Here is a 15,252-nt window from a genome sequence, read left to right on the forward strand (position 1 = left end):
CTCAGTCGTCCTCGAAGATCTGGAACGGCGTGCGCATGCGGACGCCCCAGAATTCGTAGATCAGGTAGTAGCGCTGGCCGACCGTCAGATCGTTGGAGCGCAGCATGATCGAGTTGCCGCCCTTCAACGTACCGCCGGCTTCGATCACGGTTTCCACGGTCTCGCCCTTGCAGTCCGGCTCGACGCCGTAGAGCACCGGGTCGTTGTTCGGCAGGGCGATGATCCAGTTGTGGACGGCGCATTCCGCCGGCGCGCGCAGGATCAGATCCTCCGCGCCGGTATTGGTGATGGCCAGATCGACGTGCATGCGCGCCGAGGCGCCGCCCTGCGGCAGGCGGATGCGGCGCTCGACCGCGATCTCGCCGGTCAGGAATTCGTCGGTTTCGGCGACCCGGGCCGCCCTGGCGTCTGTCATGGCGGCCGTGGCGACGGCGAGACCGAGCAGGCAGGGCGCAAGAAGGCGACGGATCATGACGTGCTCCATGGGTGTGTCGGTTTCGTCCTGAAGTGTGGGGGGGCGGCGCGTTGCCGGCAAGTGACCGCCGCAACCATTGCCGCAGTATTGCGGCCCGAAGCCCCAGGCGGCACTCTCGCCGCGAACCGGTTCCGACATGGAGGGGGAGCGCGTGACCCGACTATTGCTGCTCGCGGGCAAGCAGAGCATGAAGAAGGCTGATTTTCTGGCCGGACGCCTTGAAACCGACTGGCGCATCGAAGCCTGCGATCCGGCCGCGGACCGGGCGGCTTTCGAGCGGCTGGCGCCGGAGGCGGAGGCCATCGTGGGCGGCTACATCGCCAGGCCGTGGCCGGCGACGCCCAGACTGAAGCTCTACCAGATACCCTTCACCGGCCATGACTTCCTGGAACCGGAGGTTCTCCCCGCAGGCTGCCGCGTCTGCAACACCTATGAACACGAAACCTCGATCGCGGAGTACATCCTGCTGGCCATGCTGGAATGGGAGATCGGCCTGTCGAAGACCGCCGCCCGGTTCCGCGAGAGAAGCTGGGACGGCAAGGGACCGGCCGAGGGGCCGGTGCATGGCGAGGTGCGCGGCAAGACCGTCGGCATCGTGGGCTACGGCCATATCGGGCGCGAGGTCGCGATCCGCGCCCGCGCTTTCGGCATGAACGTGATCGGCATCGGCCGGCGCGAGCAGCCGACGCCGGACCTGCTCGACTGGTACGGCACGACCATGGAGATCGACCGGCTGATGGCGGAGGCGGACTACGTGGTCGTCGCCTGCCCGCTGAACGAAGCCACGCGGGGCCTGCTCGACGCCGACCGCCTCGGCGCGATGAAGCCGACAGGGGTCGTCATCAATGTCGGACGGGGCGCGATCATCGACGAGGACGCAATCTACGACGCCCTGAAGAACGGCCGCATCGGCGGCGCGGTGATCGACGTGTGGTGGCGCTATCCCGGACGGGACGAACCGAATCCCCGGCCCTCGCGCCATCCGTTGCACGAACTCGACAACGTCATCATGACGCCGCACAACTCCGGCTGGACGCAGGAGCAGATCGACCGGCGCTGGGTCTTCGTCGCCTCGAACCTGGACAGGATCGCCCGCGGCGAGCCGCCGGAGAACGTGGTCATGACGATCTGAAAGGGCGCACGACTCCCGGCCCGGCGCGGTACGGCCACCGCGCCGGCGCACCCCCGGAGCCGGAATGGCGGGGGGCGGCCGAAGCCGCCCCGCCCCTCACTTGACGATTTCGACGACCTTCACGTCGAAGGTCAGGTCCTGGCCGGCCAGGGGATGATTGGCGTCCAGGGTGACGGTGCTGTCATCGAAATCGGCGACGGTCAGCGCGATCACCTGCCCCTGACGGTCCGTGGCCTGGAGCTGCGCGCCGACCTGCAGGTCGATCTCGTCGGGCACCTGTTCCCGGTCCACCTTGTGCAGCAGATTCGGATCGTGCGGGCCATAGCCTTCCTCGGGCGGAACGGTCACGGTTCTGGAGTCGCCTTCCTCCATGCCCACGACGGCATTCTCGAATCCCGAAATCACCTGGCCGGATCCCACCGTGAGCTCGATCGGCTCGCGGTCCAGGGAACTGTCGAACTTGCGACCGTCCTCCAGAGATCCTTCATAGTGCACTCGGACGGTATCGCCGGTCTTTACCTCAGCCATGTGCGATGCCCTTTCCTTGGTAGTTGCGCCGGCTGGGAAGCCCGGTCCCGGTATCGCCGGAAAAAGCCAACGGCACATCTCGTTCCAGCGGGATTGAGACGTGCCGTTCAGCCAGTTCAGAGATTTCGCGGGATGGTCGGCGGGGACCGCCGGCATCGTCCCCTGGTCGTGTCAGTCGACGATCAGTCGATCACCTTCAGATCCTGTGCGGACATTCGGTTGTCACGGCCCTTCGCGAGCTCGTACTCAAGCTTCTGACCGTCACGAAGACCATCGAGGCCCGCGCGCTCGGCGGCGGAGATGTGCACGAACACATCCTGCGACCCGTCCTCCGGAGCAATGAAGCCATAGCCCTTGACGGTGTTGAACCATTTCACAGTTCCGATCGGCATAGTCAGTTCACCCAGTCTCATGGATCACCGGAAAACAGCTCCGGCGTTTGGTCGGTTATTCCAGGAACGTCACCGAGTAGTCTGGCTCATGCATGTGGCAGGTCCATTACCCGGCGAGAGGTTCGTGCCAAAACCTTCTAAAACCTAGGCGACGCAAGGCTGTTGTCAATGCCGGACTGCGTCGGACGCATGAATCCGCAGCGTCTGTCACAACCACTTGCAAGCCGGAAAAATCGGCGTATATGGCGCCGTCAAGCTGCACGGATCCACAGACGCTCACGGCAGCGAAACCGTTTGAGCGCAAGGAGAGACCGTCCGTGTCCAGCTCCCCTACCCGCCGTGGCGTCACGGCGAAATCCCCTTCGCAGCCTCAGGGCCGCGGCGCGCGCGCGCGGACCTTTCTCGGTCCGATCGCGGACCTGGAAAGCCATCTCCCCGCCGAGTGGTGGCGCGACCTGTTCGACGACATCTACCTGAAGACCGACGGCGACGTGGTGGAGAACGCCGCGGCCACGACCGCCGAGATCGACCTGCTGCTCTCGGCCACGGGCGTCGGCGTCTCGGACCGCGTGCTCGATCTGTGCTGCGGCCAGGGCCGCCACGCCATCGAGCTGGCCCGGCGCGGATTCCGCCATATCACGGGCGTCGATCGCTCCCATTACCTGATCCGTCTGGCGCGCCAGCGCGCCGAGGCCGCCACGCTGCCGATCCAGTTCCGGGAGGGCGACGCGCGCCAGCTTCGCGTGGCCGAGATGAGCCAGGACCTGGTGATGCTGATGGGCAATTCCTTCGGCTACTTCGCCAGCGAGGACGACGACCTGAAGGTGCTGAAGCGCGCGCTGCGCGCCCTGGCGCCCGGCGGGCGCGTCTATCTGGACCTCACGGACGGCGACTGGATTCGGGAGCACTTCGAGAAGCGATCCTGGGAATGGATCGACCAGAACCATTTCGTCTGCCGCGAGCGCGGCCTCTCCGCCGACGGCAGCCGGCTGATCAGCCGCGAGGTGGTGGTCCACGACGAACGCGGCGTACTTGCCGACCAGTTCTACGCCGAACGGCTCTACAACCGCGCCGGCATCGCCGCGCTGCTGGAAAGGGCGGGCTTCGGCGACGTCCGCTTCCACGGCCGCCTGTCGGGCAGTTCGGAGCGCAATCAGGACCTCGGCATGATGGCCCACCGGGAGATCGTCACGGCAATTGCGCCGCGGCGGCAACCGACCCGGCGCAAGCGCGACCGGGCGCTGGAAGTCGCCGTCCTGCTCGGCGACCCCGCCCTGCCGGATCCGGTGAAGCTGAACGGACGTTTCAATACCGAGGACTTCGCGACCGTCGACCGGCTGAAGAATGCGCTGGCGGAGCTGGAGGGCTACCGCTTCAGCTATCTGGACAACCACGCCGCCTTCGACACCGCGCTGGAGGCCGCCCAGTGCGATCTGGTGCTGAACCTGTGCGACGAGGGCTGGAACAACGACGCCTTCCAGGAGCTGCACGTGCCGGCGCGCCTCGATCTGCTGAAGCTGCCCTATACGGGAGCGGGTCCGGCCTGTCTCGCCGCCTGCTACGACAAGGCGCTGGTCCGCGCGGTCGCGGCCTCTCTCGATATCCCGGTGCCGGCAGAGACCTATCTCCGGCCCGGCGACCAGGCCGCCAACCTGCCCGGCATCTTCCCGGCGATCCTGAAACCCAATTTCGGCGACAGTTCCATCGGCATCACGAAGGACGCCATCGTCCACGATACCACGGGCCTGATCCAGCGCCTCGACACGCTGAAGCGGGAGTTCGGCGAACGCCCCATCCTCATCCAGGAGTTCCTGACCGGAACCGAGTACACCGTCGGCCTGATCGGCAACCCGGGCGGCGAGTTCCATGTGCTGCCGGTGCTGGAAGTGGACTACGGGCGCCTCGACCAGGGTCTGCCGCGGATTCTGGGCTATGAGTCGAAGTACGAGCCCGACTCGCCCTACTGGAACGACATCCGCTATGTGGGCGCGCGGCTTTCCGCCGACGACCAGCGCGCGCTGGTGAGCCATGCCAGCCGGCTGTTCGATCGGCTGGGCTGCCGCGACTACGCCCGCTTCGACTTCCGCGCCGACGCCGCCGGCCAGATCCGGCTGCTGGAGGTCAATCCCAATCCGGGCTGGTGCTGGGACGGGAAGATGAACCTCGCTGCGGGCCTGGAGGGACTGCGCTATTCGGAGTTCCTCGCCCGCATCCTCGAGGCGGCCTGCCAGCGGCTGGGGATCGAAGCCGTCGAACCCCGGCAGACCAGGGCGCGGCGGGCCTGAAACCGGTTCAGGCCGCGGCGGCGTCGTGGACGGCCACGGCGTCGCTGCAGCGGTTGCACAGCGCACCCTCCTCGGGGACTTCCTCCAGCACCATCCAGCAGCGCCCGCACTTGGCGCCGGTGGCCCGGCGCGGGCTCACGGCCACGCCGTCGACGTCTTCCAGGCGGAAGGCGTCGGCCGGCGCCGGGTCGGTGGAGACCGCCGCGCCCGAGGTGATGAACAGGCCCGCCATGTTCAGATCCTCCAGCTTCGCAGCGTCGTCCGCGGACAGGTAGACGACCGGCGAGGCCTGCAGGCTGGCGCCGATGCGCTTCTCGCGCCGTTCCACCTCCAGCGCGCCGGTGACGACGCGGCGGATCTCGAAGATGCGGTTCCATTTCTCCGCTAGCGCGTCGTCCAGCCATTCGGCGGGCACTTCCGGGAAAAGCTTCAGGTGAACGCTGTCGTTCTCGTCCGGATAGCGCGACTGCCAGGCTTCCTCCGCAGTGAAGGCGAGGATCGGCGCGAACCAGGTCACCAGGCAGTGATAGAGCCGGTCGAGCACCGTGCGCGTGGCGCGGCGGCGGATCGAATCCGGGCGGTCGCAATAGAGCACGTCCTTGCGGATGTCGAAGTAGAACGACGACAACTCGATGGCACAGAAATTGTGCAGCGCGACGAAGACGTCGTGGAAATCGTAGACCGCCAGCGCCTCCCGCACCGTCCGGTCCATCACCGCCAGACGATGCAGCAGGTAGCGGTCCAGTTCCGGCATCTCCGCCGGGGCCAGACGCTCGCTCTCGTCGAAGTCATGCAGATTGCCCAGCAGGAAGCGCAACGTGTTGCGCAGCCGGCGGTACGAATCGGCGGTCGCCTTCAGGATGCCGGGGCCGAACCGCAGATCCTCGGTATAGTCGGCGGCAGCCACCCAGAGCCGCAGGATGTCGGCGCCGTACTGGCCGAACACGTCCTTCGGCCCCAGCGCGTTGCCGGACGACTTCGACATCTTCTCGGCTTTCTCGTCGAGGATGAAGCCGTGGGTCAGCACCGCGTCATAGGGCGCGCGGCCGCGCGTACCGCAGCTTTCCAGCAGCGACGAGTGGAACCAGCCGCGATGCTGGTCCGTGCCCTCCAGATAGAGGTCGGCCGGCCATTTCAGGTCGTCGCGCATCTCCAGGCAGAAGGCGTGCGTTGTGCCTGAATCGAACCAGACGTCCAGGATGTCGCTGGCCTTCTCGTAGTCGGCGGCGCTGTAATCGTCGCCCAGGAAGAAGGCCGCGTCATTGCCGAACCAGGCGTCGCAGCCTTCGGCCTGGATCGCCTCGAGAATCCTTTCGTTGACCTTTTCGTCACGTAACGGCTCGCCAGTGCGCTTGTCCACGAAGACGGTGATCGGCACGCCCCAGACGCGCTGGCGCGAGAGCAGCCAGTCCGGCCGGTTCTCGATCATACCGTTCAGCCGGCGCTGGCCGGACTTCGGATAGAACGCGGTCTCCGAGATCGCCTTCAGCGCCTTCTCCCGGATGCCGGTCTTCTCCATGGAGATGAACCACTGCGGCGCGTTACGGAAGATCAGCGGCGCCTTGGAGCGCCAGCTGTGCGGATAGGAGTGGGTGATCCTGCCGTGCGCCAGCAGGCCGCCATGCCCGGTCAGCGTCTCGATCATCGGACCGTCGACCTTGAAGACATGGGTTCCGGCGAAGTGCGGCACGTGGGGATAGTAAAGGCCGTCCTCCGCAACGGTATCAGGCACTTCGACGCCGTTTTCGACACCAAGCTCGAAGTCTTCTGCGCCATGGCCCGGCGCGATGTGGACGAAACCGGTGCCCTGATCGGTGGTGACGTAGTCCGCCGGCAGCAGCCGGTCCTCGTAGGTGTAGCCCAGATCGCTCAGCGGATGGCGGCAGACGGTGCCGGCCGGTTTCGTGACCTGCGCCACCTTCGTCCAGCTCTCGATGCCGGCGGCCTCGCGCACGCTCTCCGCCAGCGCGTCGGCCAGCGCCAGCTTCTCGCCCACCTTCGCCAGCGAGCCTTCCGCCACGGCCTCCACCTGATAGACGCCGTAGTCGATCGCCTCGCCATAGGCGAGCGCGCGGTTGCCCGGGATCGTCCAGGGCGTGGTGGTCCAGATCACGACCGAGGCGCCTTCCAGCGCCGGATCCTCGGTCCGGATCACGGGGAAGCGCACCCAGATCGTCGTCGAGGTGTGGTCGTGGTACTCGATCTCCGCCTCGGCCAGACTGGTCTTTTCGACCACCGACCACATCACCGCCTTGGAGCCCTTGTAGAGGCTGCCGTCCATCAGGAACTTGAGCAGTTCGGCCACGGTAACGGCCTCGGACTTGTAGTCCATCGTCAGATAGGGCCGCTCCCAGTCGCCGAAGACGCCGAGGCGCTTGAAGCCCTCGCGCTGCACGTCGATCCAGTGATCGGCGAACTCGCGGCATTCGCGGCGGAACTCGTTGACCGGCACCTCGTCCTTGTTGCGGCCGGCCTTGCGGTATTTTTCCTCTATCTTCCACTCGATGGGCAGGCCGTGGCAGTCCCAGCCGGGGACGTAGTTGGCGTCATAGCCCATCATCTGCCTGGAGCGGTTGATGACGTCCTTCAGCACCTTGTTGAGGACGTGGCCCATGTGGATGTCGCCATTGGCGTAGGGCGGACCGTCGTGGAGGATGAACTTCTCGCGGCCCTTCGAGGTCTCGCGCAGCTTCTTCCAGATCTCCATCCGCTCCCAGCGCTCGAGCATCTCCGGCTCCTTCTGGGGCAGGCCGGCGCGCATGGGGAAGTCGGTCTTCGGCAGGAAGACGGTGTCTTTGTAGTCTCGGGTCATGATCGGAGCCCCTGGCTCAATATCGGCAATACGGATCGGAAAAGGCGGCGGCATCCCGGCCCCGGCGTCACAGGACCGGGCAGGTAATTCGATCGATCGTCCGTATCTGGCGGCTGCCGGTGCGCATGGGCCGCGCTTATAGCGCCGGGCTCAGGCCTTGTCGAGAAGGCCCGCCGACAGCCCGTCGAGGATCGGGCAGTCGGGCCGGTGATCGCCGGAGCAGCAGTCGGCGAGATGCTTCAGTTCGTCGTGCAGCTTCTGCAGTTCCGCCATCTTGGCCTCGATCTCGGCGATGCGCTCCAGCGCGATGGCCTTGACGTCGGCGCTGGCGCGGCTGCGGTCCTCGTAGAGCGCCAGCAGCTCCCGGCAGTCCTCGATGGAGAAGCCGAAGCTGCGCGCGCGCTGGACGAAGCGGAGCTTGCTCACTTCCGGCGGGCCATAGTCGCGGTAGCCGTTCTCGCGCCGCGCCGACGGGCCGACGAGCCCGATGTCGGCGTAGTAACGCACCGTCTTGGTGGGAAGCCCGGCCGCCCGGGCCGCGTCGCCTATGTTCATTGCCTTGCCGTCCTCGATGTCGCATGTCTCACGCGGGGATTTACTTCCGCGCCGTTTGCGCCTACTTCGCACCATCATGATCCGTGTGGACACCCACAAGCCGACCACCAAAACGACCCGCTGCGGCGGGGCGCGGTCGGCTGCGCGTACGGTCTGAGATACCGTCCAGCCGACCCGGCCCCGCCAGAGCGCGGGGCGGTCCGACGTATCCGGCCCTTCCCGCGCCTCCCCCGACACAAGGAGACGCTTTTCAGATGAACCCTGTCATTCCCTTCGCCCGTCCGCCCCATGTCGGCATCGTCGGCGCCACCGGCCTGGTGGGCCAGATGATGCGCGAACTCCTGGCCGAGCGGAACTTCGAGCTCGCCTCGCTGCGCCTCTTCGCCTCCGCCCGCTCCGCCGGCAAGACGATTTCGTGGGGCGGCGAGCAGATCACGGTCGAGGACGCCGCCACGGCGGATTTCGCCGGCCTCGACATCGTCTTCTTTTCCGCCGGCGGCGCCACCTCGAAGGAACTGGCGCCGAAGGCCGCCGCCGCCGGCGCCATTGTCATCGACAATTCCTCGGCCTGGCGCGGCGACCCGGAGGTGCCCCTGGTGGTGGCCGAGGTCAATCCGCACGCGCTGGATACGCTGCCGAAGGGCATCATCGCCAACCCCAACTGCACCACGATGGCGGCCATGCCGGCGCTGAAGCCGCTGCATGCCGCGGCCGGGCTCAAGCGCCTGATCGCCAGCACCTACCAGGCCGTCTCCGGCGCGGGCGTGGCAGGGATCGACGAACTCAACGAGCAGATCCAGGCCGCCGGCGCGGACGCCGCGAAGCTGGCCTATGACGGCCACGCCCTCGACCTGCCGGAGCCCCGGAAGTGGGCCGTGCCCATCGCCTTCAACGCCGTGCCGCTGAACTACAAGCTGGTCGAGGACGGCTATTCCGAGGAAGAGATCAAGCTGCGCGACGAGACCCGGAAGATCCTGGAACTCCCGGACCTGCCCGTCAGCGGCACCTGCGTGCGTATCCCCGTCTTCACCGGTCACGCGCTGTCGATCAATGCCGAATTCGAGCGTCCGATCGACGTGGAAAAGGCCGTGGCACTGCTGAAGGACGCGCCGGGCGTGGTGCTCAGCGAGGTGCCCAATCCGCTGGAATCGGCGGGCCAGGACCCTGTCTTCGTCGGCCGTATCCGCCGCGATCCCACCGTGGAGAACGGTCTCGCGCTGTTCGTCGCCGGCGACAACCTGCGCAAGGGCGCCGCCCTCAACGCCATCCAGATCGCCGAGGTGCTCTGCAAGGTCGAGGCCTGACATCACCGCATCAGAGCTTCAGCGCCCGCAGCCTGAGGGCATTGGAGATGACCGAGACCGACGACAGGCTCATGGCCGCCGCCGCGATCATCGGCGACAGCAGCGTGCCGGTCAGCGGGTAGAGGATGCCCGCCGCGATCGGCACGCCGGCGGCGTTGTAGATGAAGGCGAAGAACAGGTTCTGGCGGATATTGGAAATGGTGGCCCGGGCGAGCCGATGCGCCCGGACGACACCCGTCAGATCGCCCTTCACCAGCGTGAAGCCGGCGCTCTCGACGGCGACGTCGGCGCCCGTGCCCATGGCGATGCCGACCTCGGCCGCCGCCAGCGCCGGCGCGTCGTTGACGCCGTCGCCGGCCATGGCGACCCGCCGGCCCCGGCCATGCAGCTCGTCCACCAGCGCCTTCTTGTCTTCCGGCAGCACGTCGGCGCGCACCTCGTCGATGCCGAGTTCGGACCCAACGGCCTTGGCCGTCCGCGCGTTGTCGCCGGTGGCCATGATGATTTCCAGGCCGGCTTCCCGTAGTTGCCGGATGGCGTCCTTCGCATTGGCCTTGATCGGATCGGCCACGGCGACAAGACCGGCGAGCCCGCCATCGGCGGCGACATACATCACGGTGCGGCCCGCATCGCGCAGGTCGTCGCCCGTCGCCTGCCAGGCGCCGACGTCGATGCCGGCGTCGTCCATCATGGCGCGGTTGCCGAGCAGGACTTCCCGCCCCCCGACAACGCCCTTCACGCCCTTGCCGGTGACGGCCTCGAAGTCTGACGTCGCGCCGGCCGCCACGCCGCGTTTCTCGGCACCTTTCATGACCGCTTCGGCCAGCGGATGCTCGGAGCCCTTCTCCAGGGCGGCAGCCAGACCCAGGACGTCCGCTTCCGACCAGCCATCCGCGGCGACGACGTCGGTCAGCTCCGGCCGCCCCTCGGTCAGCGTACCCGTCTTGTCCACCACCAGCGTGTCGACGCGGGCGAAGCGTTCCAGCGCCTCGGCATCGCGGACCAGCACGCCCGCCTGGGCGCCGCGGCCGGTGGCCGTCATGATCGACATGGGCGTGGCCAGGCCCAGCGCGCATGGACAGGCAATGATGAGAACGGAGACGGCTGCCACCAGGGCGTAGACCATGGCCGGCGAAGGACCGAACACCGACCAGACGATGAAAGCGACGATCGCCACGAGAACCACGGCCGGCACGAACCATGAGGCGACCCTGTCCGCCAGCCCCTGGATCGGCGCCCGCGAGCGCTGGGCCTGGGCGACCATGTCGACGATGCGCGACAGCATGGTGTCGGCGCCGACCCGCTCGGCCCGGATCACCAGTCCGCCGTTGCGGTTCAGCGTGCCGCCGGTGACGGTATCGCCTTCGGTCTTCTCCACGGGGACCGGCTCTCCGGAGATCATGCTTTCGTCAACCGCCGAGCGCCCTTCCAGCACAACGCCGTCGACGGGCACGCTTTCGCCCGGACGGACGCGCAGCCGGTCGCCTTCCAGGATGTTCTCCAGCGGAACCTCGCGCTCGGTCCCGTTCTCGTTGATCCGCCGCGCGGTCTTCGGCGCCAGGTCGAGCAGCGCACGGATCGCGCTGCCGGTCCGCTCCCGGGCCCGCAGTTCCAGCACCTGACCCAGGAAGACCAGCGCGATGATCACGGCCGCAGCCTCGAAGTAGACAGGGACGGTGCCGTCGGCGCGGACGAAAGACGGCGGGAAGATTCCCGGCGCGACGGCCGCGACGACGCTGTAGGCATAGGCCGCGCCCGTGCCGATGGCGATCAGCGTCCACATGTTGGGACTGCGGTTGACGATCGAGTTCCAGCCCCGCTTGAAGAAAGGCAGCGCAGCCCAGAGCACGACCGGCGTCGCCAGCGCCAGCTCGAGCCAGATCGCCGGACGCTCGCCCAGCCAGTGGCGGAAGGGTAGCCCCAACATGTGGCTCATCGCGAGAACGAAGATCGGCACAGCAAGCGCCGCGCTGACGATGAAGCGCCTGGTGAAGTCCACCAGTTCCGGGTTGGGCCCGTCGTCGGGCACCCCCATGGGCTCCAGCGCCATGCCGCATTTGGGGCAATCGCCGGGATGATCCTGCACGATCTCCGGGTGCATCGGACAGGTGTACTGCGTGCCTTTCGGCGCGGCCTTCGGGCGGCGCTTGTGCGCGCCGGTCAGGTAGAACTCGGGGTCCGCCTCGAAGCGGTCGTGACAGCGCCGCCCACAGAAGTGATAGGTCTCACCCTCATGGACGAGGCTGGGCTTGCCAGCGGCTGTGTCGACCGACATGCCGCAGACCGGATCGGTCACGACGTCACCCGATGCGGCGGCGTGGGCATGATGTGCGTGGCTGCTCATGGAATTCCAACCTTGGAAGGGCGTCCTGGCCGCCTCAGTAGCGGGCGTAGACCTCGCGGCTCTCGCCCGTGAAAAGGATCACCGAATAGGGATCGTTGCCCCCGCCCTGCTCCATGCCGGGGGAACCGACGGGCATGCCGGGCACGGCGAGACCGCGCGCCGCAGGCTTCTCTTCCAACAGCCGCTTGACCTCCCGCGCAGGCACATGGCCCTCGATGACATAGCCGCCCACGCCGGCGGTGTGGCAGGAGGCCAGATCGTGATCGACACCGAACATGCGCTTCGCCGGCTCGAGATCTTCCATCTCGATAACCTTCACGTCGAAGCCATGGCGGCGCATGTGCTCCACCCATTTGGCGCAACAGCCGCACTAGGGCGACTTGTAGACGGTCATGGTTGGCGCGGCGGCGTGCGCATCGTGGGGAGCGGCGAACATGCCGCCCGCGAAGAGCACAGACAGCGCCACCAGCAGCGTGGCAAGGGAACGGCGGAGGGATCGGACGGGCATGAAGGCATTCTCCACTGGCAGGCGAAGCGCGGGACAGATCCCGCAATTCTCAAGATGGTGTTTCCAGTAACTGGAAGGTCAAGCGGATTCCCCGGCGCCCGCGAAGGCGCCGGGGAAATGGCCGGTCAGAACATGAAGCGCGTGCCGATGACGAAGAAGACGGTGCCGGCCTCTTCGCCATCCGCCCGCGCAAGATCGGCGGTTTCGCCGAACTTCCGTTCGTAGTGGACGCCGACATAGGGCGAGACGAGCCGGTCCACCAGGTCGTAGCTGATGCGTCCACCCACCTCGAGGGTCGGACCGAACGCGCCCTGCCCCGCCGCCGCGTCATCGGTGAACGGCAGATCGATTTCGATCGACGGTACGAAGACGATCCGGTTGGTGATCAGCCCCTCGTACTCCACCTCGAACCGGAAGGACGGATGGTCCGAGACGAACAGATCCGCGTCGACCTCGAACCACTGCCGGGTCAGACCGTGCAGACCGATCACGCCGTGGAGCCGGTTCGGGCCCTTGGGCGTATCGAGCCGCACGCCGGCGACGGCGTCGAAGAAATCCGTCACCGGCGTCTGAAGCCGAAGCTGGTTCTCCAGCGTCTCGAAGGCTTCTTCGCCCGTGGCGTATTCCCCTTCGCTGCGCCAGACGACCTTCAACTCGTCGCTGCCGGCCAGCACGTCGAAATCCCACGCGGCAACGTCCGAACCCTCATCGACCCGGTATTCGGCCTGTTCGACCTGAATGCCCCAGATCAGCGGTTCCGCCTCGGCGGCAGGCACGGCCAGGACGGCCGGGACCAGCGCCCCGGTCAGTCTTTTCCAGAATGTGCGCATGGTTCAGCCGCGCTCCCTTGCATCCAGTTCCGCGGCCTTGTCCTGCGGAGCGCCCTCGACGATGACCTTCCGGAACATGCCGGCGTCGGCGTGATAGGACAGGTGGCAGTGGAACGCCCACTGACCCGGCGCGTCGACCTCGGTCTCCATGTAGACCGTGGTCCCCGGCGCCACGCTGATGACGTGCTTGACCGGGTTCCATTCGCCGCTGCCGTTGTCGAGGATCGACCACATGCCGTGCAGGTGCATGGGATGGGTCATCATGGTCGTGTTGACGAACCTGAAGCGCACACGCTCGCCGTACTGCAGCCGGATCGGCTCGGCGTCGGCGTATTTCACGCCGTTGATGGACCACATGTAGCGCTCCATGTTGCCCGTCAGCTTCAATTCGATCTCCCGCGTGGCCGGACGATGCGGATAGAGCGGCGTCCGTGCCTTCAGATCGGCATAGGACAGAAACCGTCCGCCGTCCGCCGCCTCGGGCATGAGGCCGCTGCCGGGCGCGTAGAAGGGATCGGGACCCCGCCGCGGCTCGGTTTCACCATGGCCCATCGCGGCGTGATCCATCTTGGAGTGGTCCGTCGCTTCCGGCTTCGGCGGTTCGTGGCCCATCGCGGCGTGATCCATTTTCGAATGGTCCGTCGCTTCCGCCTTCGGCGGCTCATGCCCCATGGCTGCGTGGTCCATCTCACCATGTTCGCCATGTGCCATGCCCATATCGGCCATGGTCAGCAGGGGCGCGTCGCGCAGCGCCGGCACCTCGGCCGCCATGCCTTCCCTGGGCGCGAGCGTCCCCCGGCCATAGGCCGTGCGGCCCATGGATTCGGCGAAGATGGTGTAGGCGCGGTCGTCCTTCGGCTCCACAATGACGTCGAAGGTCTCGGCCACCGCGATGCGGAACTCGTCGACGACGACCGGCTGCACCTCGTTGCCGTCGGCCTGCACCACTGTCATCTCCAGGCCGGGAATGCGGATGTCGAAATAGGTCATCGCCGAGGAGTTGATGAAGCGGAGCCGAACCCGTTCGCCGGGCGAGAACAGGCCTGTCCAGTTCTGCGCCGGTCCCTTGCCGTTGATCAGCGGCGTGAAGCCCTGCAGATCCTCGATGTCCGTCGGCATCATCCGCATGTCGCCCCAGGCCTTGCGGTCGCTCAGGGCCGCACCGAAGCCCTTGTCCTCGGCATCGCCCAGGAAGTCGAACAGCGTCCGCTGTTTCCGGTTGTAGTAGTCCGGCATCATCTTGAGATTGCGCATGATGCGGTTGCCCGAATGGGGGTGCGCATCGGCGAGCTGGACGACGTACTCCCGGTCCCAGGCGTAGGGCTCGGGCTCCTTCGGCTCGATGACGATGGCGCCGTAGGCGCCGTCAGGTTCCTGGAAGCCCGTGTGGCTGTGGAACCAGTAGGTGCCACTCTGCACGATGGGAAAGCGATAGGTGAAAGTCTCGCCGGCCGGAATGCCGGGATAGCTGATACCCGGCACGCCGTCCTGCTGGTAGGGCAGGATCAGCCCGTGCCAGTGGATCGAGGTGCTTTCGGTGAGGTTGTTGGTGACTCTGATGGTCACGTCCTCGCCCTCCCTGAACCGGAGGACAGGCCCGGGGCTGGCCCCGTTGAAACCGACACCCGTGCGGGTGAAATCTCCGGTGTCGATCCCGACCCGGTCGACGGTGATCTCGTACTCGCCCGCCGAGACGGCGCCGGCGCCGGCGCCCAGGACGAGCGTTGCCGCGGCGAGCGCGATTGCGAAATTGCGCATGTGTTGTGTTCCCTGTTTCGGATGAAGAGCGATCATTGGTGCAGCCGGATCGGGCCCTTCATGCCGGATTCGTAATGCCCGGGTACATTGCAGGCGAATTCCAGTTCGGCGTCCGTGTCGAAGGTCCAGACGACCTCACCGCTCTCGCCCGGCTCCAGCAGGATGCTGTTGGCGTGATCGTGGCGCATGCCGTGCTCGCCCATCTTGTCGTGATGGATCCTGTCCGCGCCCAGCACGCCCTTCTGCATCATCTCCATCATCTCGGCCTGATGGGACGAATGCATGGCCGCGGTGGCGATGTTGAACTCGTGAACCAGTTCGCCCTTGTT

General features: G+C 66.8%; 14 protein-coding genes. 3 read left to right on the forward strand and 11 right to left on the reverse strand.

Translation table 11 applies throughout. The features are described 5' to 3' along the window. Position 1: 1 nt before the first annotated feature. A complete protein-coding gene (locus CWC60_RS15175) occupies positions 2–472 on the reverse strand; it encodes a hypothetical protein (RefSeq protein ID WP_109796408.1) in 471 nt (156 codons plus the stop codon). Positions 473–626: 154 nt separating this feature from the next. Between CWC60_RS15175 and CWC60_RS15180 the strand changes: the two genes are divergently transcribed. After that, positions 627–1,607: a 2-hydroxyacid dehydrogenase gene (locus CWC60_RS15180; RefSeq protein ID WP_164516571.1), complete on the forward strand. Its 981-nt coding sequence runs from the start codon at positions 627–629 to the stop codon at positions 1,605–1,607. 96 nt (positions 1,608–1,703) lie between these two features. On the opposite strand, the gene CWC60_RS15185 is transcribed toward CWC60_RS15180, so the two are convergent. Together CWC60_RS15185 and CWC60_RS15190 are read right to left on the reverse strand one after the other, a co-directional pair. After that, positions 1,704–2,135: an FKBP-type peptidyl-prolyl cis-trans isomerase gene (locus CWC60_RS15185; RefSeq protein WP_109794783.1), complete on the reverse strand. Its 432-nt coding sequence runs from the start codon at positions 2,133–2,135 to the stop codon at positions 1,704–1,706. 182 nt (positions 2,136–2,317) lie between these two features. Beyond that, a complete protein-coding gene (locus CWC60_RS15190; protein WP_109794784.1) occupies positions 2,318–2,527 on the reverse strand; it encodes a cold-shock protein in 210 nt (69 codons plus the stop codon). 317 nt (positions 2,528–2,844) lie between these two features. Between CWC60_RS15190 and CWC60_RS15195 the strand changes: the two genes are divergently transcribed. Beyond that, complete coding sequence (locus CWC60_RS15195; protein ID WP_206419954.1) at positions 2,845–4,812, forward strand: methyltransferase domain-containing protein; 1,968 nt, start codon at positions 2,845–2,847, stop codon at positions 4,810–4,812. A 7-nt stretch (positions 4,813–4,819) separates the two neighbouring features. Here CWC60_RS15195 and ileS read toward each other — a convergent pair whose 3' ends face one another. Together ileS and cueR are read right to left on the reverse strand one after the other, a co-directional pair. Continuing rightward, complete coding sequence (gene ileS / locus CWC60_RS15200) at positions 4,820–7,624, reverse strand: isoleucine--tRNA ligase (protein ID WP_109794786.1); 2,805 nt, start codon at positions 7,622–7,624, stop codon at positions 4,820–4,822. A gap of 150 nt (positions 7,625–7,774) precedes the next feature. Beyond that, entirely contained in the window at positions 7,775–8,179 is a 405-nt protein-coding gene (cueR, locus tag CWC60_RS15205) for a Cu(I)-responsive transcriptional regulator (RefSeq protein WP_109794787.1), read from the reverse strand. Between the two features lie 254 nt (positions 8,180–8,433). Here cueR and CWC60_RS15210 point away from each other — a divergent pair, with 254 nt between their 5' ends. Beyond that, a complete protein-coding gene (locus CWC60_RS15210; protein ID WP_109794788.1) occupies positions 8,434–9,483 on the forward strand; it encodes an aspartate-semialdehyde dehydrogenase in 1,050 nt (349 codons plus the stop codon). Positions 9,484–9,493: 10 nt separating this feature from the next. Here CWC60_RS15210 and CWC60_RS15215 read toward each other — a convergent pair whose 3' ends face one another. From CWC60_RS15215 to CWC60_RS23680, 6 genes are all read right to left on the reverse strand, one after another. Beyond that, positions 9,494–11,827, reverse strand: a complete 2,334-nt coding sequence (locus CWC60_RS15215; protein WP_109794789.1) for a heavy metal translocating P-type ATPase — start codon at positions 11,825–11,827, stop codon at positions 9,494–9,496. Positions 11,828–11,861: 34 nt separating this feature from the next. Then, positions 11,862–12,167, reverse strand: coding sequence for a DUF411 domain-containing protein (locus CWC60_RS23920; RefSeq protein WP_206419955.1), 306 nt, complete (start codon positions 12,165–12,167; stop codon positions 11,862–11,864). Between the two features lie 30 nt (positions 12,168–12,197). Further along, entirely contained in the window at positions 12,198–12,335 is a 138-nt protein-coding gene (locus CWC60_RS23925) for a hypothetical protein (protein ID WP_206419956.1), read from the reverse strand. Between the two features lie 125 nt (positions 12,336–12,460). Then, positions 12,461–13,165 carry a copper resistance protein B gene (locus tag CWC60_RS15225; protein WP_109794790.1) on the reverse strand — a complete coding sequence of 235 codons (705 nt, stop codon included), beginning with the start codon at positions 13,163–13,165 and terminating at the stop codon, positions 12,461–12,463. A gap of 3 nt (positions 13,166–13,168) precedes the next feature. Next, complete coding sequence (locus CWC60_RS15230) at positions 13,169–14,923, reverse strand: copper resistance system multicopper oxidase (RefSeq protein ID WP_109794791.1); 1,755 nt, start codon at positions 14,921–14,923, stop codon at positions 13,169–13,171. A 32-nt stretch (positions 14,924–14,955) separates the two neighbouring features. Continuing rightward, positions 14,956–15,252: cupredoxin domain-containing protein (locus CWC60_RS23680; RefSeq protein WP_241147941.1), on the reverse strand; the 297-nt coding region annotated here is incomplete at its 5' end.

Origin of the sequence: Minwuia thermotolerans, assembly GCF_002924445.1 — a bacterium.
Classification (GTDB): domain Bacteria; phylum Pseudomonadota; class Alphaproteobacteria; order Minwuiales; family Minwuiaceae; genus Minwuia; species Minwuia thermotolerans.